Source organism: Streptomyces sp. NPDC006624 (genome assembly GCF_040611555.1).
In the GTDB taxonomy this organism is placed as follows: Bacteria; Actinomycetota; Actinomycetes; order Streptomycetales; family Streptomycetaceae; genus Streptomyces.
The window spans coordinates 540,998-566,195 of sequence record NZ_JBEXOM010000002.1; the positions used below are offsets into that span (position 1 = coordinate 540,998).

Annotated in this window: 23 protein-coding genes and 1 pseudogene; 14 read left to right on the top strand and 10 right to left on the bottom strand. The window is 72.3% G+C overall.

The annotated features are described in order from the left end of the window. Positions 1–62: 62 nt before the first annotated feature. The gene (locus tag ABZY20_RS06135; protein ID WP_356437437.1) at positions 63–1,634 is read right to left on the bottom strand and encodes a glycoside hydrolase family 20 protein; all 1,572 of its coding nucleotides are present in this window, start codon (positions 1,632–1,634) and stop codon (positions 63–65) included. Positions 1,635–1,923: 289 nt separating this feature from the next. Here ABZY20_RS06135 and ABZY20_RS06140 point away from each other — a divergent pair, with 289 nt between their 5' ends. From ABZY20_RS06140 to ABZY20_RS06180, 9 genes are all read left to right on the top strand, one after another. Then, positions 1,924–2,397 carry a 2-oxo-4-hydroxy-4-carboxy-5-ureidoimidazoline decarboxylase gene (locus tag ABZY20_RS06140; protein WP_356437222.1) on the top strand — a complete coding sequence of 158 codons (474 nt, stop codon included), beginning with the start codon at positions 1,924–1,926 and terminating at the stop codon, positions 2,395–2,397. Positions 2,398–2,616: 219 nt separating this feature from the next. After that, the gene (gene sdhC, locus ABZY20_RS06145; protein ID WP_356437225.1) at positions 2,617–2,997 is read left to right on the top strand and encodes a succinate dehydrogenase, cytochrome b556 subunit; all 381 of its coding nucleotides are present in this window, start codon (positions 2,617–2,619) and stop codon (positions 2,995–2,997) included. A gap of 5 nt (positions 2,998–3,002) precedes the next feature. After that, positions 3,003–3,485 carry a succinate dehydrogenase hydrophobic membrane anchor subunit gene (locus ABZY20_RS06150; protein ID WP_356437228.1) on the top strand — a complete coding sequence of 161 codons (483 nt, stop codon included), beginning with the start codon at positions 3,003–3,005 and terminating at the stop codon, positions 3,483–3,485. Between the two features lie 19 nt (positions 3,486–3,504). Next, positions 3,505–5,259: a succinate dehydrogenase flavoprotein subunit gene (gene sdhA, locus ABZY20_RS06155; RefSeq protein WP_356437231.1), complete on the top strand. Its 1,755-nt coding sequence runs from the start codon at positions 3,505–3,507 to the stop codon at positions 5,257–5,259. Next, positions 5,259–6,038 carry a succinate dehydrogenase iron-sulfur subunit gene (locus ABZY20_RS06160; protein ID WP_356437233.1) on the top strand — a complete coding sequence of 260 codons (780 nt, stop codon included), beginning with the start codon at positions 5,259–5,261 and terminating at the stop codon, positions 6,036–6,038. The genes sdhA and ABZY20_RS06160 overlap by 1 nt, the downstream gene beginning before the upstream one ends. A gap of 152 nt (positions 6,039–6,190) precedes the next feature. Continuing rightward, on the top strand, positions 6,191–6,811 hold the full coding sequence (locus tag ABZY20_RS06165; RefSeq protein WP_356437236.1) for a Uma2 family endonuclease: 621 nt from the start codon (positions 6,191–6,193) through the stop codon (positions 6,809–6,811). A gap of 269 nt (positions 6,812–7,080) precedes the next feature. After that, positions 7,081–7,488 carry a hypothetical protein gene (locus tag ABZY20_RS06170; protein WP_356437239.1) on the top strand — a complete coding sequence of 136 codons (408 nt, stop codon included), beginning with the start codon at positions 7,081–7,083 and terminating at the stop codon, positions 7,486–7,488. Between the two features lie 12 nt (positions 7,489–7,500). Beyond that, entirely contained in the window at positions 7,501–8,034 is a 534-nt protein-coding gene (locus ABZY20_RS06175; RefSeq protein ID WP_356437242.1) for a DCC1-like thiol-disulfide oxidoreductase family protein, read from the top strand. A gap of 11 nt (positions 8,035–8,045) precedes the next feature. Beyond that, positions 8,046–8,795, top strand: coding sequence for a TetR family transcriptional regulator (locus ABZY20_RS06180; RefSeq protein ID WP_356437245.1), 750 nt, complete (start codon positions 8,046–8,048; stop codon positions 8,793–8,795). A gap of 40 nt (positions 8,796–8,835) precedes the next feature. On the opposite strand, the gene ABZY20_RS06185 is transcribed toward ABZY20_RS06180, so the two are convergent. Together ABZY20_RS06185 and ABZY20_RS06190 are read right to left on the bottom strand one after the other, a co-directional pair. After that, the gene (locus tag ABZY20_RS06185; protein WP_356437248.1) at positions 8,836–10,179 is read right to left on the bottom strand and encodes a metallophosphoesterase; all 1,344 of its coding nucleotides are present in this window, start codon (positions 10,177–10,179) and stop codon (positions 8,836–8,838) included. A gap of 23 nt (positions 10,180–10,202) precedes the next feature. After that, positions 10,203–10,442 carry a hypothetical protein gene (locus ABZY20_RS06190; protein WP_356437250.1) on the bottom strand — a complete coding sequence of 80 codons (240 nt, stop codon included), beginning with the start codon at positions 10,440–10,442 and terminating at the stop codon, positions 10,203–10,205. 91 nt (positions 10,443–10,533) lie between these two features. Between ABZY20_RS06190 and ABZY20_RS06195 the strand changes: the two genes are divergently transcribed. Beyond that, positions 10,534–11,817, top strand: a complete 1,284-nt coding sequence (locus ABZY20_RS06195; protein ID WP_356437253.1) for a D-alanyl-D-alanine carboxypeptidase — start codon at positions 10,534–10,536, stop codon at positions 11,815–11,817. On the opposite strand, the gene ABZY20_RS06200 is transcribed toward ABZY20_RS06195, so the two are convergent. The 4 genes from ABZY20_RS06200 to ABZY20_RS06215 are packed head-to-tail and all read right to left on the bottom strand — an operon-like array spanning position 11,765 to position 14,580. Next, entirely contained in the window at positions 11,765–12,682 is a 918-nt protein-coding gene (locus ABZY20_RS06200) for a YihY/virulence factor BrkB family protein (protein ID WP_356437255.1), read from the bottom strand. The genes ABZY20_RS06195 and ABZY20_RS06200 overlap by 53 nt on opposite strands. After that, positions 12,670–13,125, bottom strand: coding sequence for a GtrA family protein (locus ABZY20_RS06205; RefSeq protein ID WP_356437258.1), 456 nt, complete (start codon positions 13,123–13,125; stop codon positions 12,670–12,672). The genes ABZY20_RS06200 and ABZY20_RS06205 overlap by 13 nt, the downstream gene beginning before the upstream one ends. Then, the gene (locus ABZY20_RS06210) at positions 13,122–14,066 is read right to left on the bottom strand and encodes a decaprenyl-phosphate phosphoribosyltransferase (RefSeq protein ID WP_356437261.1); all 945 of its coding nucleotides are present in this window, start codon (positions 14,064–14,066) and stop codon (positions 13,122–13,124) included. Before ABZY20_RS06210 ends, ABZY20_RS06205 begins: the two co-directional genes overlap by 4 nt. Beyond that, positions 14,059–14,580, bottom strand: coding sequence for a phosphatase PAP2 family protein (locus ABZY20_RS06215; RefSeq protein WP_356437264.1), 522 nt, complete (start codon positions 14,578–14,580; stop codon positions 14,059–14,061). Before ABZY20_RS06215 ends, ABZY20_RS06210 begins: the two co-directional genes overlap by 8 nt. 133 nt (positions 14,581–14,713) lie before the next feature. On the opposite strand from ABZY20_RS06215, the gene ABZY20_RS06220 reads away from it, so the two are divergent. From ABZY20_RS06220 to ABZY20_RS06235, 4 genes and pseudogenes are all read left to right on the top strand, one after another. After that, complete coding sequence (locus tag ABZY20_RS06220) at positions 14,714–16,096, top strand: FAD-binding oxidoreductase (RefSeq protein ID WP_356437267.1); 1,383 nt, start codon at positions 14,714–14,716, stop codon at positions 16,094–16,096. A gap of 25 nt (positions 16,097–16,121) precedes the next feature. Further along, positions 16,122–16,877, top strand: coding sequence for a decaprenylphospho-beta-D-erythro-pentofuranosid-2-ulose 2-reductase (locus tag ABZY20_RS06225; RefSeq protein ID WP_356437270.1), 756 nt, complete (start codon positions 16,122–16,124; stop codon positions 16,875–16,877). Positions 16,878–17,041: 164 nt separating this feature from the next. Beyond that, the gene (locus tag ABZY20_RS06230; protein WP_356437273.1) at positions 17,042–17,461 is read left to right on the top strand and encodes a CU044_2847 family protein; all 420 of its coding nucleotides are present in this window, start codon (positions 17,042–17,044) and stop codon (positions 17,459–17,461) included. Then, positions 17,448–19,289: pseudogene (locus ABZY20_RS06235) on the top strand (serine protease); the annotation flags it as partial. The gene ABZY20_RS06230 and the pseudogene ABZY20_RS06235, both read left to right, overlap by 14 nt. Before the next feature lie 2,496 nt (positions 19,290–21,785). On the opposite strand, the gene ABZY20_RS06240 reads toward ABZY20_RS06235, so the two are convergent. The 3 genes from ABZY20_RS06240 to ABZY20_RS06250 form a co-directional block, all read right to left on the bottom strand. Beyond that, complete coding sequence (locus ABZY20_RS06240) at positions 21,786–22,367, bottom strand: 2'-5' RNA ligase family protein (protein ID WP_356437275.1); 582 nt, start codon at positions 22,365–22,367, stop codon at positions 21,786–21,788. 139 nt (positions 22,368–22,506) lie between these two features. Then, complete coding sequence (trpS, locus tag ABZY20_RS06245; RefSeq protein WP_356437278.1) at positions 22,507–23,520, bottom strand: tryptophan--tRNA ligase; 1,014 nt, start codon at positions 23,518–23,520, stop codon at positions 22,507–22,509. 93 nt (positions 23,521–23,613) lie between these two features. Then, a complete protein-coding gene (locus ABZY20_RS06250) occupies positions 23,614–25,062 on the bottom strand; it encodes a glycine hydroxymethyltransferase (RefSeq protein ID WP_356437280.1) in 1,449 nt (482 codons plus the stop codon). Positions 25,063–25,198: the final 136 nt, after the last annotated feature.

Here is a 25,198-nt window from a genome sequence, read left to right on the forward strand (position 1 = left end):
CGCCTCAGAAGACCACCACAGCTCCACGGGGGTGCGCAGCCGTACGGCGCAATTCGTGCGGGTCAGCCCAGTTCGTTCGCCAGGGTCCGGAACTCCGCCCAGGACAGCTCGGGCCGGCCCGGGTCCCACAGCTTCTGCACGGTCGCCCGCAGCGGCATCCGGATCCCGGCGGCCACCTGGTCCTGCGTCTGGGAGCCGGCGAGGTCGCACCAGACGGCGAAGGACCCGCCGAGGATCTGCCCGTCGTAGCGCTCCGGCACGGCCGTGGTGCCGCGCAGCACCCGGGGCGTCCACTGCTCGTAGATGCGCTGCCCGGTCGGATAGACGAAGGTCTGCGGCTCGCCGAGCACGTAGTAGAGGAACTCGTCGTTGTAGTTGATCACCTTGCGGCCCGCCTGCAGGTACTCCAGGGGCTGCCGGGCGCCGATCTCCTTGCCGGTCCAGTAGGCCACCTGGATGTCCCGGTCGGCCTCGACGGAGGTGTCGCGGAAGAACCCGTCGTTCCAGGCGCGCGGGACCCGCTCGTTCGCGCGGACCGTGGCGGCCCGGTCGTTCAGCCAGCCGGTGGCGAGGTCGGCGACGGTCGCGCCGGAGCCGTACTTCTGCCGCGCGGCGGCGGCCAGCTGCGGGAAGGACGCCTCCGGGTCGGAGCGCACCAGCGCCTGGTACTCGTCGCCGCCGAGGTGCCAGGGCCGGCCGGGGAAGAGACCGGCGTACTCGTCGAGCAGGTCGTCGACGATCTCGGCGCTCTCGGCCTTGGAGATGTCGATGGCGCCCTGCACGGCCGACCCCTGCACGGTGCGCAGCTGGAGGTCGGGGTGGGCGGCGATGACCGCGCCGAGGTGCCCGGGTGAGTCGATCTCGGGTACGACGGTGATGTGCCGGCTCTCCGCGAGGTCGACGATCCGGCGCACCTGCGCCTTGGTGAGGTGCTGCTCGGAGACGATCTCCGGGTGCGTGTCGGACTCGATCCGGAATCCCTGGTCGTCGGAGAAGTGCAGCCCGAGCTGGTTGAACTTGAGGTCGCCCAGCTCCCGGACGCGGTCCTCGATCCAGTCGGCGGTGAAGTTCTTGCGCGCGATGTCGAGCATGAACCCGCGCTGCTCCTTGGCCGGCTCGTCCTTCACCACGCCCTCGGGGGCCGTGCCGCCGTCGTGCACCGCCTGCTTGAGCGTGCGGGTGCCGTAGAAGACGCCGGCGTCGGCGGGCCCGGTGATGCGCACGCGCCCGTCGCCGACCCGCATCTCGTAGGACTCCGGGTTCGCGCCCTCGTCGCCCTGCAGGGCCAGCCGCAGGTCGCCGGACCGGTCGTCGCCCTTCTCACCCGCGTAGGCCATCCCCAGCTCACCGGCGATCAGCTTGCCCTCGTCGGCCAGCGAGGCGTCGTCCACGACGACACGCCCGTCCTTCTCCGGCTGCCAGCCCGGGCCGCGCGCCGGGCTGTGGTCGCGCACGGCGGGGATCGTCCGCGGCGCCGTGGACAGGGGGTAGGAGCGGCTGGGACTCGGGCTGGTCGGCGCTGCCGCCGCCCCGCCCCGGGTGGACGCCGCCTCCGGCCCGGTGGACCCGCCGCCCGAGGCCGCCCAGAACGCGAGACTCACCCCGGCCGCGATCACGACCAGGGCCACGGCCATGGCCACGACCAGCACCTGCCGCTGTTTTCCCTGCTTCGCCGGTGCCCGGCGCCTGTGCTGACTCACTCCGCCAACCTAAGACCCGTGGCCGTTCCGCGCGCGTCCACCACCCGTGGGGCGACTCTCCTCGCGGGTGAAGTTCGGGCATCTTCCGGACACGTCCCGATCGCACTCGATAGCGTGACGTCACAACTCTCACACCACGCCCTGCTGACACACGGCACGCCCACGAGGACCCACGCTGCCCGCGCACCGTCTCCCTGAGCTCCCCGGCCGACTGGCCATATCGGTGGAGCCCGTCAACACAGCCTCCGCGACGGACCTGGAGCGGACGCTCCTGTCCTGTCTGCGCAGCCCCCGCTGGTCCCGCAGCGTCGCGGCCCACCGCCCGTACCCCGACCTGGCATCCCTGCTCGCGGCGGCGGACGAGGCGGCCTACGACCTGAGCTGGGCCGACCTGAGCGAGGCCCTGGCCGCCGAGTCGCTGCCCTCCCTGCCGCCGGACACCTACGCGGCGGCCCACACGGCCCTCAGCGCGGCGCACGCCGCCTACGAGGCCCGTTTCGGACACGTTTTCGTCATCTGCCTGGCCGGGCTGGCCCCGGGCGACGTGCTGGACCATCTCCTGCAGGCCATCCGGTCACGATTGACCAACGATCCGGAGGAGGAGCGGGCGGTGGTGGCCGACGAGCTGCGGCGCCTGGCGAGGGAACGGCTGGTGGACGCCCTCAGGGGTGCGGGGAACGGCCCGACCGGCCCCTGACGGCCCGCACACGCGGCACAGACGCCCCCTCTCCCCCAGGGGCCGCACTAGCCCACCCGTACCTCTTTGCGTGCCAGTTTGATCACACCCGGGGACCCCCGCTCAGCCGAGCGGCGGCGCCTCGCTACGATGCTGGGGGCCGGTGGACCGTACCCGGCCGGGCCCGACCGACAAGGAAAGCCGGCGCGGCCCCAATCACCGCTCCCGGAGGAAACTTCCGTGCCGGCTGGAACGCTGTACCGCGGCCGGGAAGGAATGTGGTCCTGGGTGGCTCACCGAGTCACCGGCGTCCTCATTTTCTTCTTCCTGTTCGTTCACGTGCTGGACACCGCCCTCGTGCGGGTCTCACCGGAGGCCTACGACACCGTCGTGGCCACGTACAAGACGCCGATCGTCGCGCTGCTGGAGTACGGCCTCGTCGCCGCCATCCTCTTCCACGCGCTCAACGGCCTGCGTGTCATCGCCGTCGACTTCTGGACCAAGGGCGCCCGCTACCAGAAGCAGATGCTCTGGACCGTCGTCGCCCTGTGGGTCGTGCTGATGCTCGGGGCGATCTACCCCGTCCTCGGCCACGCCGCTCGTGAACTGTTCGGGAGCTGACGCCAATGTCCACGACTGAGAAGTCCGCCGCCGGCGTCGGCCCCGTCGAGGGTGGCGCCGTCTACACCGTCGACAACCCCGCGCCCTTCATCGAGGCACCGCGCAAGCGCACCAAGAAGACCCCCAAGAGCACCCGGGGCAACTTCGAGCTGGCGGCCTGGCTGTTCATGCGCCTGTCCGGCGTGGTGCTGGTCGTCCTGGTCATCGGCCACCTGCTGATCCAGCTCGTGCTGGACGGCGGTGTCTCCAAGATCGGCTTCGCCTTCGTGGCGGGCCGCTGGGCGAGCCCCTTCTGGCAGGTCTGGGACCTGCTGATGCTGTGGCTCGCGATGCTGCACGGCGCCAACGGCCTGCGCACGGTCATCAACGACTACGCGGAGCGCGCGAACACCCGGCTGTGGCTCAAGGGCCTGCTCTACACCGCCACGGTGTTCACCATCCTGCTGGGCACGCTGGTGATCTTCACCTTCGACCCGAACATCCGCTAGGCACGGGGCTGCGAGAATCATGAAGATCCACAAGTACGACACCGTCATCGTCGGCGCCGGTGGCGCCGGTATGCGCGCCGCCATCGAGTCGACGAAGCGCAGCCGCACCGCCGTGCTCACCAAGCTCTACCCCACCCGCTCCCACACGGGCGCCGCGCAGGGCGGCATGGCCGCCGCGCTCGCCAACGTGGAGGAGGACAACTGGGAGTGGCACACCTTCGACACGGTCAAGGGCGGTGACTACCTGGTCGACCAGGACGCCGCCGAGATCCTCGCGAAGGAGGCCATCGACTCCGTCCTCGACCTGGAGAAGATGGGCCTGCCGTTCAACCGCACCCCGAACGGCACCATCGACCAGCGCCGCTTCGGCGGTCACAGCCGCAACCACGGCGAGGCCCCGGTCCGCCGCTCCTGCTACGCGGCCGACCGCACCGGCCACATGATCCTCCAGACGCTGTACCAGAACTGCGTCAAGGAGGGCGTGGAGTTCTACAACGAGTTCTACGTCCTGGACCAGCTGATCACCGAGGTCGACGGCGTCAAGCGGTCGGCCGGTGTGGTGGCGTACGAGCTGGCCACCGGCGAGATCCACGTCTTCCAGGCGAAGTCCGTGATCTACGCGTCCGGCGGCTGCGGCAAGTTCTTCAAGGTGACGTCGAACGCGCACACCCTGACCGGTGACGGCCAGGCCGCGGTCTACCGCCGGGGCATCCCGCTGGAGGACATGGAGTTCTTCCAGTTCCACCCGACCGGCATCTGGCGCATGGGCATCCTGCTGACGGAGGGCGCCCGCGGTGAGGGCGGCATCCTGCGCAACAAGGACGGCGAGCGCTTCATGGAGAAGTACGCGCCGGTCATGAAGGACCTCGCCTCCCGAGACGTCGTCTCGCGCTCCATCTACACGGAGATCCGTGAGGGCCGCGGCTGCGGTCCCGAGGGCGACCACGTCTACCTCGACCTCACGCACCTGCCGCCGGAGCAGCTGGACGCCAAGCTCCCGGACATCACCGAGTTCGCCCGTACGTACCTCGGCATCGAGCCGTACACGGACCCCATCCCGATCCAGCCCACCGCGCACTACGCGATGGGCGGCATCCCGACGAACGTCGAGGGTGAGGTCCTGGCGGACAACACCACGGTCGTCCCGGGCCTGTACGCGGCCGGCGAGGTCGCCTGCGTGTCGGTGCACGGCGCCAACCGCCTCGGCACGAACTCGCTGCTGGACATCAACGTCTTCGGCAAGCGCGCGGGCATCGCCGCCGCCGAGTACGCCCAGAAGGCCGACTTCGTCGAGCTGCCGGAGAACCCGGCGGAGCTCGTGCTGGAGCAGGTGGAGCGGCTGCGCAACTCCACCGGCGCCGAGCGGGTGTCCGTCCTGCGCCGCGAGCTTCAGGAGACCATGGACGCCAACGTCATGGTGTTCCGCACCGAGCAGACCATCAAGACGGCGGTCGAGAAGATCGCGGAGCTGCGCGAGCGCTACAAGAACGTGGCGATCCAGGACAAGGGCAAGCGGTTCAACACCGACCTGCTGGAGGCCGTCGAGCTGGGCAACCTGCTCGACCTCGCCGAGGTCATGGCCGTCTCCGCGCTGGCCCGCAAGGAGTCCCGCGGCGGTCACTACCGCGAGGACTACCCGAACCGCGACGACGTCAACTTCATGCGGCACACCATGGCGTACCGCGAGGTCGGCGCCGACGGCTCCGAAACCGTCCGTCTCGACTACAAGCCGGTCGTCCAGACCCGCTACCAGCCGATGGAGCGTAAGTACTGATGGCTACCCCCGTTCTGGACAAGGAAGACGCGGCCGGCAAGCCCGAGCCCGGTTTCGCCGACTCCCCCTACATCACGGTCACCTTCCGGATCCGCCGCTTCAACCCGGAGGTCGCGGCGGACGCCACCTGGGAGGACTTCCAGGTCGAGATCGACCCGAAGGAGCGCGTCCTCGACGCCCTCCACAAGATCAAGTGGGAACTGGACGGCACGCTGACGTTCCGCCGCTCCTGCGCGCACGGCATCTGCGGCTCGGACGCCATGCGGATCAACGGCAAGAACCGCCTGGCCTGCAAGACGCTGATCAAGGACATCAACCCCGAGAAGCCGATCACGGTCGAGGCCATAAAGGGCCTGACGGTCCTGAAGGACCTCGTGGTCGACATGGAGCCGTTCTTCCAGGCGTACCGGGACGTCATGCCCTTCCTCATCACGAAGGACACGAACGAGCCCACGCGTGAGCGGCTGCAGTCCGCCGAGGACCGCGAGCGCTTCGACGACACCACGAAGTGCATCCTGTGCGCGGCCTGCACCACGTCGTGCCCGGTCTTCTGGAACGACGGCCAGTACTTCGGCCCGGCCGCCATCGTCAACGCGCACCGCTTCATCTTCGACTCGCGCGACGAGGCCGGTGAGCAGCGCCTGGAGATCCTCAACGACCGCGACGGCGTGTGGCGCTGCCGCACGACCTTCAACTGCACGGACGCCTGCCCGCGCGGCATCGAGGTCACGAAGGCGATCGCCGAGGTGAAGCGAGCGCTGATCACGCGCCGCTACTGAGCTCGACCGCTTGCCGACGAGGGCCCCGTCTCCGCTGGAGAGGGGGCCCTCCGGCATATGCCACACCATCGGGTGAACACAGCGGAACGGGCCGCGCGGACGCCGTCCGGCCTACGATGATGCTCTCGACACCAGCCCCCAGGAGGCACCTGATGTCCGCAGCTTCCGTCGAGCAGCCCTTCCACGAGGAAGAGCCGGTCACCCTGACGACCATCGCCGACGAGATCATGGAGCGCCATCCGGGCTACCGCGTCGAGATCATCGGAGGCCATCTCCTCGTGACCCCGTCCCCGGATGCTCCCCACGCCCGTGCCCTGACCAAACTCATGCGTCCGTTCATCGCAGCAGGACTGGACGACGGCGAGACCGAGGTTCTCCAGAACGTCGGACTCTGGCTCCCCACCGGTGCCGAGGACTACGCCATTCCCGACCTCGTGGTGGTGGACGCCGACATCGACGACCACTTCGTCGAGAACAACGCGTACGACCCTGCCTGCTTCCGCCTCGTCCTCGAGGTCACCTCCGGCAACTGGAAGGACGACCTCAAGACCAAGGTCGCCGCCTACGCCGAGGCCAAGGTGCCCGTCTACGTCGTCGTCGACCGCAAGCACCAGCGTCTCCACGTCCTGACCGACCCGGTGGGAAGCGGCTACGAGAACCACCGTCCGCATGCCCCCGGCGAGCTCGTCACCCTCCCCGACTCCGTCGGCGCCAAGGTGACCCTCGACGCGGCCGAGATCCTCAGGGCCGGCCAGGCGAGGAAGACCGACTGAACCTCACAACCGGCTCAGGATCGAAGGGTCAGTGATCTTCGTGTCCGCCGCCGGTGGCATCGCCGTGCCGGCCCTCAACTGCCTCGCCGGGCGCAGCGGCTGGAGTCCATGACGCGCAGCGCCTCGCCGGCGAACGTCATTTTTGTCATGCTCACGACGGTACGAGCCGCCCCTGACGATCTCCCCGCGGCTTGTGTTGAACATGTTCAAAAAGAGGTCTACAGTCATCCTCGACAGCGTTTTGAACGTGTTCAAGAAGGGTGGGGGCAATGGACCGCACGGTCGTCGCCTACGTCATCTACCTGCTGGTCAGCATCAGTCTGACCATCTGGGTGGCCCGCACGCTGAGCCGCAACGGGCGGGTCTTCCTCGCCGACGTGCTGCACGGCAACGAGAAGCTCGCCGAAGCCGTCAACCACCTCCTGGTGGTCGGCTTCTACCTCGTCAACCTCGGGTTCGTCGCGCTGTACCTGAGCGGCGACGAGACCATCACCGACACCCGCGGGGTCTTCGAGGCCCTGTCGACCAAGCTCGGCGTGGTGCTGCTCGTGCTCGGCGTGATGCACCTGGCCAACGTCTACGTGCTGAACCGGATCCGGCGCCGGGGCGCGATGGAACGGGAGCAGCTGCCGCCGGTGCCGCCGCAGGGCTGGGTCGCCCCGCAGGCCCAGGGCTGAGCGGAGACCGCCGTGAACGCCACCGCACCGGCCCCCCGGCCCACCACCGCACCACCGGTGAGACGGCTCACCGTGCTGTACGACGCCGAGTGCTCCCTGTGCGCGTTCCTGCGCGACTGGCTCCTGCGGCAGCCCCAGCTGGTGCCGCTGGAGCCGGTCCCGGCCGGCTCCGAGGAGGCCCGGCGGCGCTTTCCCGGCCTCGACCACGGCGCCACCCTCGACGAGATCACCGTCGTCGGCGACGCCGGGCAGGTCTACCGGGGCGCGGCCGCCTGGGTCGTCACCCTGTGGGCGCTGCGCGAGCACCGGCCGCTGGCCCACCGGCTGAGCACGCCGTCCGGTGCCCGGCTCGCCAGGGGCGCGGTGCTCGCCGCGGCCAAGTGGCGCGGGGCGCAGTGGCAGCGGCAGGACGCGCAGTGGGGCGGCCGGGTCTACCGGCGCGCGGACGGGTGGTCGTACCAGCCGGGCCGCGGCTGGACCTACACCGCGCCGGGCTGCGCCGACGGCACCTGCGCCCCCCGTCAGGCGGGGCGGAGCTGGCGTTAGGCTCTCTGTCCGTGCCCGCGAAGAACGACGGCCCCGACGAGGGCGCCCACCCCAGCAAGTCCGAGCAGACCCGCGCGCTGATCCTGGAGACGGCCATGCGGCTGTTCCAGGAGCGCGGCTACGACAAGACGACCATGCGGGCCATCGCCAAGGAGGCCGGGGTCTCCGTCGGCAACGCCTACTACTACTTCGAGGGCAAGGAACACCTGATCCAGGGCTTCTACGACCGGATCGCCGCCGAGCACCAGGTGGCGGTCCGGGGAATCCTGGAGCGGGAGACCGACCTGGAGGCGCGGCTCGCCGGCGTACTGCGCGCCTGGCTGGACATCGCCCGGCCCTACCACGAGTTCGCGGTGCAGTTCTTCAAGAACGCCGCCGACCCGGACAGTCCGCTCAGCCCCTTCTCGCCCGAGTCGGAGCACGCGCGCGTGGAGGCCATCAGCGTCCACCGGCAGGTCCTGGCCGGGACGAGGACGAAGGTGCCCGAGGAACTGCGGGACATCCTGCCCGAGTTGATGTGGCTGTCCCAGATGGGGCTCGTCCTGTACTGGATCTTCGACCGGACGGAGGGGCGGGAGCGCAGCTACCGGCTCGCCGAGCGCGGGGCCCGGCTGACCGCGCGCGGGGTCGTCCTGTCCCGCTTCCGGGTGCTGCGGCCGCTGGTGCGGGAGGTGCACGAGCTGTTCACGGACTTCCTGCCGGGCATGACCCGGGCGATGCCGGACCCGGCCAGGCGTCCCGCCGGGCCACCGAGCCCGTGATCCGCCGCGTGCCCGGGTCCGCCGGGGCGTCTGCGGTGTCTCAGGCCTGCCGGGAGGCCAGCTCGATCACCGTGATGTCCGAGGGGGCGCCGACCCGGGTGGGCGGGCCCCAGGCGCCCGCGCCGCGCGAGACGTAGAGCTGGGTGTCTCCGTAGCGTTCCAGGCCCGCCAGGGTGGGGTTGGCGCCGGAGGCGAGGAGGTTGCCGGGCCAGAGCTGGCCGCCGTGGGTGTGGCCGGACAGCTGGAGGTCGACGCCGTGGTCGACGGCGTCGTGGATCTGGACGGGCTGGTGGGCGAGGAGCACGCACGCGCGTGCCGTGTCCCGGTCGCCGAGCGCCCTGGCGAAGTCGGGGCCCTGGCCCTCGTCCTCGCCGGCCACGTCGTTGACGCCGGCCAGGTCGAAGTGCGGCAGTTCCCTGCGGGCGTTCTCCAGGGGGTCGAGGCCCAGCCGCCGGACCTCCTCGATCCACTGCCCCGCGCCGGAGAAGTACTCGTGGTTGCCGGTGACGAAGTAGGAGCCGTGACGGGCCTTGAGCTGGGCGAGCGGGGCGGCGGCGGGGCCGAGGTCCTTCACGCTGCCGTCGACCAGGTCACCGACGACCGCGATCAGGTCGGGCTGGGTCGAGTTGATCGTGTCGACGACCTTCTGCGCGAAGCCGCGCCCCAGGACCGGCCCGAGGTGCACGTCGCTGACGACCGCGATCCGGTACCCGTGCGCGGCCCGCGGCAGCTTGGCCAGCGGCACGGTCACCCGCTTCACCTCCGGGCCGCGCAGCACCCCGTACGTCCCGTGCCCGACGGTTCCGACGGCAGCGGCGGCGGCCGCCCCGGCGACGACCCGGGAGACGAACAGACGACGCGAGGGGCCGGCGGGAGCCGGGGAACTCGTGGTGCCGGACGGGTCGGTGCCGACGGGCGGCTGCACGGGGCCGCCGGGCACGGGGTCCGCCTCCTGTCCGGCCGCGGCGGAGGCGGCGGCGCCCTCGGGCACGACGACCTTCTCCGGCCGGGTGGAGTCCGCCGTCCCCGAACCGGCCTGCGCGCCCTGCTCCTTCGCCCTGTCCCGCCGCTCCAGGAACCGCCGCAGCAGCGGCCGTACGAGCTCGCCCGCGAGGACCGCCAGCACCAGGTACATCGACAGGGCCAGCCACAGGAAGCCCGGCCAGGCGAGGACCTGCTGGAGCCAGAAGGGGGCGCCGGAGCGTTCGGCGACCAGCGCCGTGATCGCCAGGGCCCAGCCGCCCGCGACCAGGACCGCGCCCGCGCGGCGGACGGGGCCCGGACCGCGGGTGGTGTCGCGGAACAGGCGGCGCCAGAGGTACCAGTTGGCCGTGACGATCACGGCCAGGACCAGCAGGGCGACGAGTACGAAGACGATGGCCACGGTGTCGTGTCTCCCGATTGCCGTTATGACGTCCGGCGCAGTGCGCGCAGACCACGCAACCCGATGGCCCCGATGACCGTCCCCAATACGAAGGAAACGACGGCGAGCAGCAGGTGCACCCAGAAGTACGCCGTGGGGGAGCCGTCGTCGAAGGCGAGCCCGCTGCCGTCCTTGACCAGGTTCTTGACGAAAGTGATCCAGATGACCCAGCTCCACACCCCGAAGGCGAGCAGGAACCAGGAGACGGGGCGGCTGAGCTTCATGCACCCAGTATCGCCAACGCGTGTCCGGTTCCGTTCCCGGGGTGGGGCCGGAGGCGGGACTTCCCCCCGCACGGCATGTACGTTTCCGACCGTGCCCGCTCCGAAGAAGACCGCCAGGCGATCCCTGCTGGTCACCTCCGCCGCCCTGTCGTCCCTCGCCCTGGCCGCACCCGCCGCCGTCGCCGCCCCGAGCCCCTCGGCGAGCCCGTCGGCCGCTCCCCCGGCGTCGATGTCGACCGTGGGCGGCGCCCGGCTCGGCAAGCCGGGCACGCAGGTGAACCTGGCGGGCGGGGTGCCCGTGCTGCCGAAGGGCGTCACCGCCCGCTCCTGGATCGTCGCCGACGCCGAGACCGGTGACGTGCTGGCCGCGCACAACGCGCACTGGCGCCTCGCCCCGGCGAGCACGCTGAAGATGCTGTTCGCGGACACGCTGCTGCCGAAGTTCCCCAGGACCGCGACGCACAAGGTCGTGCCGTCCGACCTGGCGGGCATCGGCGCGGGCTCGAGCATGGTGGGGATAAAGGAGGAGGAGACGTACACCGTCCACGACCTGTGGCTCGGCGTCTTCCTGCGCTCCGGCAACGACGCCGTGCACGTGCTGTCCGCGATGAACGGGGGCGTCGAGAACACCGTCCGGGAGATGAACGAGCACGCCGAGGAGCTCCAGGCCCTGGACACGCACGTGGTCAGCCCGGACGGCTACGACGCCGAGGGGCAGGTCTCCTCGGCGTACGACCTGACGCTGATCGCCCGCTCCGGGATGCAGAAGGAGGACTTCCGCGAGTACGCCTCGACGGTCACGGCGAAGTTCCCCGGCGAGACGAAGAAGAACAAGAAGGGCAAGAAGGTCCGCAAGTCCTTCGAGATCCAGAACACCAACCGGCTGCTGGCCGGTGACTCCGACGTGCCGGTCTACCAGGGCATCGCGGGCGTGAAGAACGGCAACACCACCAACGCGGGCGCGACCTTCACCGGCGTCGCCGAGCGGGACGGCAAGGTGCTGCTGGTCACCGTGATGAACCCGGAGGAGCCGGGGCACAACGAGGTCTACAAGGAGACCGCCCGGCTGTTCGACTGGGGCTTCGAGGCGGCCGGGAAGGTGCAGCCGGTGGGCGAACTGGTGCCGCCCAGGAGCCAGGCCCCCCGGCCCGGAGCGAACCCCTCCGGCGAGGCCGGCGGCGCGGGCGCCGGCGGCAAGGGCACGGCCGGGACCGGTTCCCAGCCGGTGGCCGGAGCCCCGGTGGCGGGCTCCGGCGGCATCGGGACCGCGCTCGGCGTCATCGGCGGCGTGCTGGTGCTGCTCGCGGGCGGTGCGTTCCTGGTCAACCGCCGCTGGCCGCTGCCGGATCTGGTGCGCCGCCGACCCCGCCCGTGAGGGCCGGGACCTCGTCCTGCTTGCTCTGCGTCGCCGTCCAGGAGGCGCAGAACAGCACCAGTTTCGAGGTGAAGTTGATCCACAGCAGCAGCGCCACGGGCACCCCGAACGCGCCGTACATGCTCTTCGCGGCCACGCCCTGGAGGTAGCCGCTGAGCAGCAGCTTCAGCAGTTCGAAGCCGACCGCGCCGGTCAGGGCCGCCACGACCAGGCGGTGGCGCGTCGGCTCGACGCCGGGCAGCAGCGTCAGGACGTAGAGCAGCAGCAGGAAGTTGGCGAGGACGGCGATCAGGAACGCGGCGATCCGCAGCAGGACCCCGCCCCAGCCGCCCTCGTCGATGCCCAGCTCCCGGATGATCCAGCCGATCATCGCCGAGGCCACGGCGGAGGCGGCCATGGTCACCAGCAGCGCGCCGCCGAGCCCGACCAGCACGCCCGCGTCCTTGCCGTAGCGCAGGACCGGGTTCTCCTCGTCGTCGGGCAGTTCCCACACCTCCCGCAGGCACTCGCGCATCGAGCCGGCCCAGCTGATGCCGGTGAAGAGCAGCAGCGCCCCCGCGATCAGCCCGATCGTGCCGGCGTTTTCCACCAGGCCCGCGATGTCCAGCTGGTCGGAGATGCCGGGCACCTGGTCGGTGAGCTTGTCCTGCAGCTTGTCCTGCTGCTCGGTGCTGAGCGTGGCGGCGGTGACGGCGGCGGACACCGTCAGCAGCGGGAACAGCGCGACGAAACTCGTGAAGGTCATCGCGGCGGCCAGCCGCGTCCACTTCACGCGGTCCAGCCGCTCGTACGACCGCCACGCGTGGGTGATCGTCAACCGTCCCAGCCACGGCCCGACGACCGGGAGCTTTTTCAGCCAGTCCATGATCCGTCTCTGCCCTCCGCCCGGAACACCCATGTACGGGTACCCCAGAACCGCAGGACTGTGGCCAGGGCCATGCCGACGACCGCGCCGGAGACGGTGTCCGCGCGCTGCGAGGTGAGCCCGAGGCCGTAGTGGCTGACGGCGAGGCAGAGCAGCTGGACGGCGGCCCCGGCGAGGTTCACCGCGAAGAACACGGCGTACGGGCGCAGGCCCCGGGCGCGTGCCGCGCGGTAGGGGCCGAGGGCGTTGCCCGCGTAGGCGACCGAGCAGGCGGCCAGGAAGGACAGGGTCTTGGCGGTGAGGGGGCCGAGTCCGGCGGGGCCGCGCAGGGCGGTGAACAGGGCCAGGTCGACGGCGTAGGCGAGCAGGCCGACGGTCGCGAAGCCCGCCAGCTCCTTAGCGCGGAGCGGGGACGCGGGGGCGGGCCACGCGCGCGTGGTCACCAATTGGCCACCGCCAGGCCGTACATGGCCATCCAGACCACGCCGATGACGGTGAGCGCCCGGTCGCGCAGGACGACGTCCTCCGGTTCGCCGGCCGTGCCGCGGTCGGCGAAGACGGCGTAGCGCAGGACCGCCAGGATGAAGGCGACCATGGACAGCTGCCGCCAGGGCAGCACGCTGGTGTGCGGGACGCCGCCCTCCTCCATGGCCCACAGGCAGTAGCCGAGGACGGCGACCCCGGCCGCGAGCTGCCAGACGAAGCGCAGGTAGCCGGTGGTGTACTCGGTGAGCAACGCGCGCGTGGCGCCCGCCTTCCCGGCCATCTGCACGGCCTCCGAGTAGCGCTTGGCCGACACCATGAACAGCGCGCCGAAGCCGGTGGTGATCAGGAACCAGCGCGACAGCGGGATGCCGAGGGCGAGGCCGCCGACCATGGCGCGCATCAGGAACCCGGTCGTGACGACCGCGAGGTCGACGACGAGGACGTGCTTGAGGCTGATGCAGTAGGCGAGTTGCAGGGCGAGGTAGGCGGTCAGCAGGGCGGCGACGGCCGGGCCGCACAGCCAGGCGGCGGCGACGGGGGCGAGCAGGCCGAGGACGCCGCCGACGGCGTAGGCGACGGGCACCGGGACCTGTCCGGCGGCGACCGGGCGGTGCCGTTTGACGGGGTGGGCGCGGTCGGCGTCGGCGTCGCGGGCGTCGTTGACCAGGTAGACGGCGGCGGCGCAGGCGGTGAAGAGCACGAAGACGAGTGCGAGCCGGATCAGGGCGTGCCGGGAGAAGAGCTCTCCGGCGGCCGCCGGGGCGGCGACCACGAGAATGTTCTTGACCCACTGCCGAGGGCGCGCGGTCCGCACGAGACCGGACAGCAGCCCGCCCCTGCGGTCCGGCGCGGGCGGCCGCTCGGGGGCGCGCTGCCGCAGGACGGCCGTCTCAGCCATGGTGGGCGCCTCCCCTCATCCAGCGGGCGCCCAGGCGGGCCGTGAGGGCGCCGAGGGCCGCTCCGGCGGCGACGTCGGAGGGGTAGTGGACGCCGGCCACCAGGCGCGAGACGCACACGGCGGCGGCGAGCGGCGGGACCGCGCGCACCCCGAGTGCGCCGAAGGCGACGGCGGCGGCCGCGGACGAGGTGGCGTGCGAGCTGGGGAAGGAGTGCCGTCCGACGGTACGCACCAGGGGCACCACGTGCGCGGGGCGCGGGCGGCGCACGACCCGTTTCACCCCCATGCTGACCAGGTGCGCCCCGGCGGTCAGGGCCGTGCCGCGCAGCCAGGCGCCGCGTCTCCTGCCGTCGACGGCGGCTCCGGCGAGCCCCGCCGCCAGCCACAGCGCCGCGTGCTCCCCGGCCCAGGACAGGGCGCGTGCGGCGCCGGCCACGCGCGGGTCGGTGCCGCACGCCCTGAGCGCCGAAACCATCCGGTGGTCGATGTCGTGCAGGTCGTCGAGGTCGTCCATGTGGACTCACTGTTCACGCCCGGCCCACCCGAACTGCGGCAATATAGAGCGACATCCCATTAATCACCCATTTCGGGGAGGCATGCCATGTTCCCGAACTGATCGCCCACACTAGGGCGATACGGTCACCGACATGTCTGCCGACACCGATTCCGACCCGGACGTCATGGGCCTGGACCACACCACCGTCACCGGCTGGGGCCGCACCGCCCCCACAGCAGGCCGGCTGATCCGCCCGCGGACGTACGAGGAGGCCGCGACGGCCGTCCGGGAGTGCGGGGCCCGCGGCGGGATCCCCCGGGGCCTGGGACGGGCGTACGGGGACGCGGCGCAGAACGCGGGCGGGTCCGTGCTCGACATGACGGGCCTGGACCGCGTGCACGCCATCGACGCCGACGGCGGCACCGTGCTGTGCGACGCGGGCGTCTCCCTGCACCGGCTGATGGAAGTGCTGCTGCCGCTCGGCTGGTTCGTGCCGGTCACCCCCGGCACCCGCTACGTCACCGTCGGCGGCGCGATCGGCGCCGACATCCACGGCAAGAACCACCACGTCTCCGGCTCCTTCGCGCGGCACGTGCTCGCCTTCGAACTGCTCACCGCCGACGGTGAGATCCGCACGGTGATCCCCGGCACGCCGCTCTTCGACGCGACGGCGGGCGGCATGGGCCTGACCGGCGTCATCCTCACCGCCACGCTCCGCCTGCAGCCGGTCGAGACGTCGCTGATGTCGGTCGACACCGAACGCGCGACGGACCTCGACGACCTGATGGCCCGGCTCGCGGCCACCGACCACCGCTACCGCTACTCGGTCGCCTGGATCGACCTGCTGGCCCGCGGCGCGTCGACCGGCCGCGCGGTCCTCACCCGCGGCGACCACGCGCCCCTGGACGCGCTCCCCGCCCGCCTGCGCCGCGACCCGCTCGCCTTCCGCACCGCGCGCCTGCCGTCCACGCCCTCCGTCGTCCCCGAGGGCCTGCTCACCCGGACGACCGTGGGCCTGTTCAACGAGCTGTGGTACCGCAAGTCGCCCCGCGCCCGCGCGGGGGCGCTCCAGCGGATCTCGGCGTTCTTCCACCCCCTGGACGGGGTGCCCCACTGGAACCGCGTCTACGGCCGGGGCGGCTTCGTCCAGTACCAGTTCGCCGTCGGCTACGGCCAGGAGGACGCCCTGCGCCGCATCGTGCGCCGCATCTCCGAACGCCGCTGCCCGTCCTTCCTGGCCGTCCTCAAGCGCTTCGGGGAGTCCGACCCGGGCTGGCTGTCCTTCCCGGTGCCCGGCTGGACGCTGGCCCTGGACATCCCGGCGGGCCTGCCCGGCCTCGGCGCGTTCCTCGACGAACTCGACGACGAGGTCGCCGCCGCGGGCGGACGCGTCTACCTCGCCAAGGACGCCCGGCTGCGCCCGGAGCTGCTCGCGGCGATGTACCCGCGCCTGGACGACTTCCGCGCCCTGCGCGCCGAACTGGACCCGCACGGGGTGTTCGTGTCCGACCTGGCCCGCCGCCTGGCTCTCTAGGCACGGCAAAACACTAGGAGTTGTCATGAAGGACGCCTTCGGCCTCCCCCAGTCCCTGCTCGTCCTCGGCGGCACCTCGGAGATCGCGCTGGCCACCGCCCGCCGGCTGATCGCCCGCCGCACCCGCACGGTATGGCTGGCGGGCCGCCCCTCGCCCGCGCTGGAGGAGGCCGCCGGCGAGCTGCGCGGGCTCGGCGCCGACGTGCACACCATCGCCTTCGACGCCCTCGACCCGGCCTCCCACGAGGCCGTGCTCGGCAAGGTGTTCGCCGAGGGCGACATCGACATGGTGCTGCTCGCGTTCGGCCTCCTCGGCGACCAGGCCCGTGACGAACGGGAACCGGAGGCGGCGGTGCGGGTCGCCCAGACCAACTACACCGGCGCGGTCTCGGCGGGCCTGGTGTGCGCCCGCTCGCTGCAGTCGCAGGGGCACGGCTCGCTGGTCGTGCTGTCCTCGGTCGCGGGCGAGCGGGCCCGGCGCGCCAACTTCATCTACGGCTCCAGCAAGGCCGGCCTGGACGCCTTCGCCCAGGGCCTGGGCGACGCGCTGCACGGCACGGGCGTCCACGTGATGGTGGTGCGCCCCGGCTTCGTCCGCACCCGGATGACCGCCGGCCTGCCGGAGTCCCCCCTGGCGACCACGCCCGAGGCGGTCGCGACCGCGGTCGAACTGGGCCTGCGGCGCCGCTCGGAGACGGTGTGGGTCCCGGGGGCGCTGCGCGTGGTGATGTCGGCCCTGCGGCACCTGCCGCGGGGGGTGTTCCGGCGGTTGCCGGTGTGACGTCGGGCTGAGTGCCGCGTGTCGCCTCAGGGGCGTCAACTGGCCACTTCCGCAAGTCCATTGAAGTTCGCCGTCGATGCTGCGTACATTTCTCGGGCTCGACCCGGGAAACGGACGCGGTGCGGCAACACCGGACCTCACGGAAGCGACGGACCACGGACACGATGGCGGAGACGACGGAGTTCACGGCGAGTGACGGCACGGTGCTGCGCGTCGAGGTCGACGGACCTCCCCCGCCGTACGGCGCGGACGCGCACGAACCCGTCCGCAGGCGGCGCCGCCCCGAGACCGCGGAGGGCGCCACGGGCACCCTGCGCGAGGCCGTGGACCACGTCCGCCCGGCGGCGCAGGACGTCCTCGACTCGCTGCGGGCCATGCCGCAGGCCCCGGACCGGGTGACGCTGGAGTTCGGGGTCAAGCTGGGCGCGGACGCGGGCGTCGTCCTGGCGCGGGCCTCCTCCGAGGCGCACTTCAAGGTGCTGATGGAGTGGGAGCGGCAGCCGCGCGAGCGGGAACGGGCAGCGGACGAGGAAGGGAACGACGCACCGGCCGCGGAGACGGCCCCCGGCGATGGCGACCGCTGAGGCGCGCCGCCCCTCCGCCTCCCCGGCGTTCGAGTGGGGGCTCGCCCGATTACTCGGCACCGACGGCGTCCCGCTGGGCGCCGGCTTCCTGATCACGCCCCACCTGGTGTGCACCTGCGCGCATGTGCTGGCGGGCGAGGTGCGCACGCCGTCGGACGTCCCGGACACACCCGTCCGCGTCGACTTCCCGCTGCTCGCCGACGGCAGTCCGCCGCCCGTGACCGCCACGGTCGTCGAGTGGCGCCCCGAGGACGACGTGGCCGTGCTCCGGCTGGCGCACCCGGTGCACGGCTCCGCGCCGCTGCCGCTGGCCTCCCCGGACCAGTCGCTGTGGGGCCGTGAGGCCCGCGTGTACGGCTTCCCCGAGGACACCGTCTCGGGCGTCAACGCCCACGGCACCCTGCGCGGCGGGCAGGGCGCGGGCCGCATCCAGCTCGACACCGGCGCCGGCAGCGTGCCGATCCTGCCCGGCTTCAGCGGCAGCCCGGTGTGGGACGTGGAGGCCCGCGCGGTGGTCGGGATGATCGCGGCAAGGGGCGGGCGCTCCCTCACGGGCACGGCGTACCTGGTCCCCGCCCGACGGCTGGCGCCCGGAGAGGCCCTGGCGGCCGAGGACCGGGAGCCTTTCAAGGGCCTGCTGCGCTTCGAGGAGGAGGACGCGCACCTGTTCCACGGCCGCGAGGACGACGCCGCCGCCCTCGCCGCAGCGGTGCGTGAACGCCCGCTGGTCCTGCTGACCGGGCAGTCGGGCACGGGCAAGTCGTCACTGCTGCGCGCCGGACTGCTGCCCCGGCTGCGGGAGGCGGACGCGGTGGTCGTGGTGCGGACGCCGCGCGAGGCGGACGATCCCGCCGTCTTCTTCGGCGAGGCACTGCTCGCCCTGTGGGACGCCGCCCGCCCCGCAGCACCGGACGACGCGCGGGGCACCGTCGTACGCGAGGCGCTGGCCGGTGACGATCTCGCGCTCGGACGGCTGCGCGAGCGGCTGCGGTCCGCGGCCGGGGGCCGGATGTGCGTGCTGGTGGTCGACCAGTTCGAGGAGTACGCGGCCGCCGCGCCGCGCGCCGCCCGCCGGGCCGTGGCCTGGCTGCGCGAACTCACCGGTGTCGCCGACCTGGTACCCGGCCGTGGGCTGCGTGCCGTCCTGACCGCCAGGAACGCGACGCTGGACGCGCTGGCCACCGCGCTCCCGGCCGAGCGGCTGACCCGGTCCCTGGTGCGCCTGGACCCGCTGGGCGACGACGCCCTGGCACGGGTGATCTCCGAACCGCTGCGCTCGGTTCCGGGCGCGGGACTGGAGCCGGGGCTGGCGGAGCTGCTGCTGAGGGACGCCCGCGAGGCCCAGGACGCCCACGGGGAGGCCAACGCCCTGCCCCTGCTGGAGTTCACGCTCGCCCAGCTGTGGCAACGGCGCACCGGGGGCACCCTCACCCATGCCGCCTACCAGGACCTCGGAGGGCTGTCCGGCGCACTGGCCCGGCACGCCCAGACCACGCTCACGACGGCCGTCGGGGAGGGGCTCGCCGACGAGGAGACGGCACGCCGCCTGTTCCAGCGGCTGGCCCGCCCGTACGGGCTCGGCCGCTTCCTGCCGGACAGCGTGCCGGTCGCCGAACTCGACTCCGGCCAGTCGCGGTTGGCGCAGCGGATGACGCGGGTGAAGCTGCTCGTCCGGGTCCGTCCCCAGGCGGGCGGGCCGCCGGGGGAGTCGCTGCGCATGGCGCACGAGGCGCTGCTGCGCGAGTGGGAGTGGTTGCGCACCGCTCTGCGCGAGGGCGAGGAGTTCCGTGCCTGGCAGGCCGAAGTGGAGGAGCACGCGCGCGCGTGGCAGGAGGCGGGCGGCCGCCCCTTCGCCCCCGTCCCGGGGAAACTCCTGTCGGCGGCCGACCGCTGGCAGTCGGAACGCGCGCGGGACATCACCGATGTGCAGCGGGCGTATCTCGCGGCGGGCCGCCGGCACGCCCGCAGGGGCCCGTACGTGCTGCGCGCGTTCACCGCGGCCGTCACCGTGCTGACGCTGCTGGCCGGCTGGCTGGCCTGGGACGCCTCACGCAGCCGGGACGAGGCAGAGAAGCAGCTGCGCGTGTCCGCGTCGGGCCAGCTGGCCGATCTGTCGCAGGAGCGGTCGTCCACCGACCTCGGTCTGTCGGTGCAGGCGGCCATGGGCGCGTGGGCCACCTCCCCCACCGACGAGGCACACGGCGCGCTGTTCCGCCAGTACCTGCGGATGCGGGGTGTGGAACGGATGCACGTCGGCCTGTGGTCGGGCGGTGTGCGGGACGTGAGGTCCGCCCCGGGCAGCGACGTCCTGGCCGTCGTCACCTCTCCGGACGAGGAGAGCAGGCGCCGGGTGAACGTCATCACGGAGGCGGCCTCCGGGCGTCCCCGGGTCTTCCGCCTCCGGAACGTCCCCGACGGCGACTTCGTGAGCGCCTTCAGCGACGACGGACGCTGGTACGCGGTCGGCGGGGCGGACGGATCGGTGCGCCTGTGGCAGGTCGGCGTACCGGATGCCGAACCGCGGCTGCTCGCCGGCGCGCGGGACGGCGTCGACCAGGCCTATCACTCACCGCTGGACTTCTCCGACGACGGATCGCGGCTGCTGCGCCTTCACGCGTACGACGTGCGGCCCGGCGAGGCCACCGACCAGCGGGCCACCCTGGAGGTCTGGGACGTCGCCTCCGGCGTCGAAGTACCCGTCCCCGCACGGCTGATCGGCGGGCGGCACGCGGACACCGCGTGTTTCGCGGACGGCCGGGACGAGGTGGCGGTGACGTGGTCCCGCGAGGTCGCGGACCAGGCGACCGCCGAGTGGTCGGCCGCGGTCTTCGGCCTGGCCGACGGGCGGGAACGGCGGCGGCTGGTGTCGGACACCGAGATGGTGCGCTGCGCGGCGCGTGGACACCTGGTCGAGGTGTCCGGTGTCCGAAAGGCCCCGTCACGGCTCCTCGACACGGACGGAACCGAACGAGAACGCCGCGTCCCGCAGGACTTCGACCACTACGACGCCTCGGAGCTCCACCACACGCGGATGGTCAGGGGCTCCTCTGCCTCCGGCGAACCGGAGTACGGACTGCTGACCCTGGTCGGTGCGACGGACGACCGCACGTGGACCGCCGTGATGCCGGCCCACAGCGACTCCGACGAGTCGCGGGTGGCGGTCTGGCCGACGGAGGGCGGCGCGGGGCGGCCGCAGGTGGTGGCGGTGGTGGGGGACGCGCTGCTGCGTCTTCGGCCGGCCGAAGGCGCCGCGGTCCCCGGGTTCGAACTCGATCCTTACGAGGACCTGCCGGTGCTCTCCCCGGACGGCCGCCGGTTCGCGATACGCCAGGAGAAGCGGATCTGGGTCGGCGGTCCCGGGCGCCCGTTCCGCTCCGCCGCCCTGCCCGGCGACCCCGAGGGACTCGAACCCTGGCACCTGACGTGGGCACGCGCCGGGACGGAAGAGACGGTCGCCGCCTGGGACCCGGGCGGCGACCGTGTGACCCTGTACGACGTGGACGACCCCGGGCGTCGCCAGGACGTCGACCTGCGGGCCCGGCAGGGGACCCGCATCGATGCGGTGGTCGGGCTCGGCAACGGCGAACTGGCCGTGCTGCTGTCCTCGAACGAGGTGCTCCGCGTCGATCCGCGCACGGGCGCGGTCGTGGCACCGGCGCTGCGGGTGGCGCCCCGCCCCACGACCACGCCGTCGTGGCCCAGGCAGCCCGGACAGCTGCTCCCCCGCCCGGGCCACCCCGCCCAGGCCCTGATCGTGACCTCCCTCGACCACCGGCGGGGGCGGTTGCTGCTGTGGGACCTCGTCAAGGGCACCCGTGTGTCGGCGTGGGAAACGGCGACGGGGGTGGCGGGGCAGGGTACGCAACGGACCTTGCATCCCGTCGTGTTCGGCTCGGCCGGGCGCCTCGTGGCGGTCACCCACCCCGACGGCAAGGTGCGCTTCTGGGATGCGGCGAAGGGCAGGAAGGTGGGCGGAACCGTGCGGGTCTCCCCCGCGACGAGCCTGCTGGCCCTCATCGGCGATCGCACCCTGGTCGTCCAGGGCGACGGTTTCACGCTGTACGACGCCCCGTCCGGCCGGGTCCTGGGCAGTGGTCAGTCCACCGTAAGCGCCGACCCGTTCGCGGTGGTGTGGTCCGGGACGCGAGCGCATCTCCTGGCGGGCGGCCAGGTGCAGAGCTTCCGGGTCGATCCCGAGGTGTGGTGGCGCGAACTCTGCGCGAGCGCGGGCCGACCCTACAGCCGGGACGAACGCGGGATCCTTCCGACCGGCGCCCGCACCGGTCCCCCGTGCTCCGCGTCCTGACGCCGGCCCTCGGCCAGGTCAGTAGGTCGGCAGCGTGCCCCGCTGGGTCGGGGCCGCGCCCTGCTGGGGTACCGCGGAGCGGCCGAAGGTGAAGTCGCGGAGTCTGCGCCACACGCCGTCGGCGCCCTGTTCGTAGAGGGCGAAGCCGGTGCAGGGCCAGGCGGCCTCGTAGTCGGCGAGTTCCTCGAAGGCGCGGTCCATCGCGGCCTCGTCGATGCCGTGGGCGACGGTGACGTGCGGGTGGTAGGGGAACTGCAGTTCGCGGGCGACCGGGCCCGCGGGGTCGCGGACCTGCTGCTGGAGCCGGGCGCAGTCCTCCGCGCCCGTGACGATGCGGACGAACACCACCGGCGACAGGGGCCGGAAGGTGCCGGTGCCGTGCAGCCGCAGGGGGAACGGGCGGCCGGCGGCCGCGACCTCGCTCAGGTGCGCCTCGACGGCCGGCAGGGCGCTGTCGTCCATCTCCGTCGGCGGCAGCAGGGTGACGTGCGTGGGGATGCCGTGAGCCGCGGCGTCGCCGAAGCCCGCGCGCAGCTGCTGGAGCTCGCTGCCGTGAGGCTCCGGGACCGCGATCGAGACACCGATCGTTACGGTCCCCACGTCGTCTCCTGTCGTGTCAGTGTGGCCGCTGATACGACCACCCGGTTATCGACTGTACGGCCACGGCACGGTTACGGGCAGGCGCAACGGACGTGATGTACAGCGCTGTGCGGTGGTACGGGTGCGCCCGGGGGCGGGTTCAGTGCTTGGCGGGCAGGAAACCGACCTTGTCGTACGCCTGCGCGAGGGTCTCCGCGGCGACCGCGCGGGCCTTCTCGGCGCCCTTGGCCAGGATCGAGTCGAGCGTCTCCGGGTCGTCCAGGTACTGCTGGGTGCGCTCGCGGAACGGCGTGACGAAGTCGACCATGATCTCGGCGAGGTCCGTCTTGAGCGCGCCGTACATCTTCCCGGTGTACTTCTCCTCCAGCTCGCCGACCGTCTCGCCGGTGAGGGTCGAGTAGATCGTGAGGAGGTTGCTGATGCCCGGCTTGTTCCGGGTGTCGTAGCGGATCACCGTGTCCGTGTCGGTGACCGCGCTCTTGACCTTCTTCGCGGTGGTCTTCGGCTCGTCCAGGAGGTTGATGAGGCCCTTCGGCGTGGACGCCGACTTGCTCATCTTGATCGACGGGTCCTGCAGGTCGTAGATCTTCGCCGTCTCCTTGAGGATGTACGGCTTCGGGACGGTGAAGGTCCGGCCGAAGCGGCCGTTGAAGCGCTCGGCGAGGTCGCGGGTCAGCTCGACGTGCTGGCGCTGGTCCTCGCCGACGGGGACCTCGTGGGCCTGGTACAGCAGGATGTCCGCGACCTGGAGGATCGGGTACGTGAACAGGCCGACGGAGGCGCGGTCGGCGCCCTGCTTGGCGGCCTTGTCCTTGAACTGGGTCATCCGGCCGGCCTCGCCGAAGCCCGTGAGGCAGTTCATGACCCAGGCGAGCTGGGCGTGCTCCGGGACGTGGCTCTGGACGAAGAGCGTGCAGCGGTCCGGGTCGAGACCGGCCGCGAGGAGCTGCGCGGCGGCCAGGCGGGTGTTCGCGCGCAGGTCCTTCGGGTCCTGCGGGACCGTGATCGCGTGCAGGTCGACGACCATGTAGAACGCGTCGTGGGTCTCCTGCAGGGCCACCCACTGGCGGACGGCGCCGAGGTAGTTGCCGAGGTGGAACGAGCCGGCGGTGGGCTGGATGCCGGACAGCACGCGGGGTCGGTCGTTGGCCATGTTCATCATTGTCTCAGAGAGCTCGGGTGGTACGGGCCGTGGGGAACCGCCGGCCGGCGGGTGCCGGTCGGCGGTTCCCCCGGACGGCGTGCGTCAGCCGAGGTCGATCTCCGGGTACAGCGGGAAGCCCGCCACCAGGTCCGTGGCGCGCCGGGAGATCTCGTCCGCCACCTTCGCGTCCAGGACGTGGGCGGCCTTCGAGGGGGCGCCCGACTTCGTCGTGCCCGGCTCGGTGGTGGTCAGGACGCGGTCGATCAGGCCGGCGACCTCGTCCATCTCGGCCGTGCCCAGGCCGCGCGTGGTGAGCGCGGGTGTGCCGATGCGGATGCCCGAGGTGTACCAGGCGCCGTTCGGGTCGGCGGGGATCGCGTTGCGGTTGGTGACGATGCCCGACTCGAGCAGGGCGGCCTCGGCCTGGCGGCCGGTGAGGCCGTAGGAGGAGGCGACGTCGATCAGGTTCAGGTGGTTGTCCGTACCGCCCGTGACCAGGGTCGCGCCCCGGCGCATCAGGCCCTCGGCCAGCGCGCGGGAGTTGTCGACGATGCGCTGCGCGTAGTCGCGGAAGGACTCCTGGCGGGCCTCGGCGAAGGCCACGGCCTTGGCGGCCATGACGTGCGGGAGCGGGCCGCCGAGGACCATCGGGCAGCCGCGGTCGACCTGGTCCTTCAGCGAGTCGTCGCACAGCACCATGCCGCCGCGCGGGCCGCGCAGCGACTTGTGGGTGGTCGTCGTCACGATCTGGGCGTGCGGGACCGGGTCGAAGTCGCCGGTGAGGACCTTGCCCGCGACCAGGCCGGCGAAGTGCGCCATGTCGACCATGAGCGTGGCGCCGACCTCGTCGGCGATCTCGCGCATGATCCGGAAGTTCACCAGGCGGGGGTAGGCCGAGTAGCCCGCGACGATGATCAGCGGCTTGAACTCGCGGGCCGTGGCGCGCAGGGCCTCGTAGTCCAGCAGGCCGGTGGCCGGGTCGGTGCCGTAGGAGCGCTGGTCGAACATCTTGCCGGAGATGTTCGGGCGGAAGCCGTGGGTGAGGTGGCCGCCGGCGTCCAGGGACATGCCGAGCATGCGCTGGTTGCCGAAGGCCCGGCGCAGCTCCGCCCAGTCCTCGTCGGAGAGCTCGTTGACCTGGCGGGCGCCGGCCTTCTCCAGGGCCGGGACCTCGACCCGCTGGGCGAGGACCGACCAGAAGGCGACGAGGTTGGCGTCGATGCCGGAGTGCGGCTGGACGTAGGCGTGGCGGGCGCCGAACAGCTCCTTGGCGTGGTCGGCGGCGAGCGACTCGACGGTGTCGACGTTGCGGCAGCCGGCGTAGAAGCGGCGGCCGACGGTGCCCTCGGCGTACTTGTCGCTGAACCAGTTGCCCATCGCCAGGAGCGTGGCCGGGGAGGCGTAGTTCTCGGAGGCGATCAGCTTGAGCATCTCGCGCTGGTCGGCGACCTCCTGGCCGATGGCGTCCGCCACGCGGGGCTCCACGGCGCGGATGACGTCGAGGGCGGCGCGGAAGGCGGTGGAAGCGGGGGACAGGGGCTCGGCTGGCATGGTGGGACCTCCGGACGTTGCGTTCAGCGTTCACGGTACGGCCCAGGCGCACGGCACGGTTCCGGTCCCCGTGGTGCAACCGGGCCCGGGGGCCGCTTCCCGATGGTCGGTCCCATCCCAGCACGCCAGTCACGGC

What these genes read in the sequence shown, in the direction of transcription:
- ABZY20_RS06250 (WP_356437280.1), bottom strand. Translation starts at nt 25,062, where the DNA reads ATGCCAGCCGAGCCCCTGTCCCCCGCTTCCACCGCCTTCCGCGCCGCC.
- ABZY20_RS06210 (WP_356437261.1), bottom strand. Translation starts at nt 14,066, where the DNA reads ATGGCTGAGACGGCCGTCCTGCGGCAGCGCGCCCCCGAGCGGCCGCCC.
- ABZY20_RS06150 (WP_356437228.1), top strand. Translation starts at nt 3,003, where the DNA reads ATGTCCACGACTGAGAAGTCCGCCGCCGGCGTCGGCCCCGTCGAGGGT.
- sdhA (WP_356437231.1), top strand. Translation starts at nt 3,505, where the DNA reads ATGAAGATCCACAAGTACGACACCGTCATCGTCGGCGCCGGTGGCGCC.
- ABZY20_RS06160 (WP_356437233.1), top strand. Translation starts at nt 5,259, where the DNA reads ATGGCTACCCCCGTTCTGGACAAGGAAGACGCGGCCGGCAAGCCCGAG.
- ABZY20_RS06215 (WP_356437264.1), bottom strand. Translation starts at nt 14,580, where the DNA reads ATGGACGACCTCGACGACCTGCACGACATCGACCACCGGATGGTTTCG.
- trpS (WP_356437278.1), bottom strand. Translation starts at nt 23,520, where the DNA reads ATGGCCAACGACCGACCCCGCGTGCTGTCCGGCATCCAGCCCACCGCC.
- ABZY20_RS06200 (WP_356437255.1), bottom strand. Translation starts at nt 12,682, where the DNA reads ATGGACTGGCTGAAAAAGCTCCCGGTCGTCGGGCCGTGGCTGGGACGG.
- ABZY20_RS06165 (WP_356437236.1), top strand. Translation starts at nt 6,191, where the DNA reads ATGTCCGCAGCTTCCGTCGAGCAGCCCTTCCACGAGGAAGAGCCGGTC.
- ABZY20_RS06220 (WP_356437267.1), top strand. Translation starts at nt 14,714, where the DNA reads ATGTCTGCCGACACCGATTCCGACCCGGACGTCATGGGCCTGGACCAC.
- ABZY20_RS06230 (WP_356437273.1), top strand. Translation starts at nt 17,042, where the DNA reads ATGGCGGAGACGACGGAGTTCACGGCGAGTGACGGCACGGTGCTGCGC.
- ABZY20_RS06170 (WP_356437239.1), top strand. Translation starts at nt 7,081, where the DNA reads ATGGACCGCACGGTCGTCGCCTACGTCATCTACCTGCTGGTCAGCATC.
- ABZY20_RS06135 (WP_356437437.1), bottom strand. Translation starts at nt 1,634, where the DNA reads ATGGCCGTGGCCCTGGTCGTGATCGCGGCCGGGGTGAGTCTCGCGTTC.
- ABZY20_RS06225 (WP_356437270.1), top strand. Translation starts at nt 16,122, where the DNA reads ATGAAGGACGCCTTCGGCCTCCCCCAGTCCCTGCTCGTCCTCGGCGGC.
- ABZY20_RS06190 (WP_356437250.1), bottom strand. Translation starts at nt 10,442, where the DNA reads ATGAAGCTCAGCCGCCCCGTCTCCTGGTTCCTGCTCGCCTTCGGGGTG.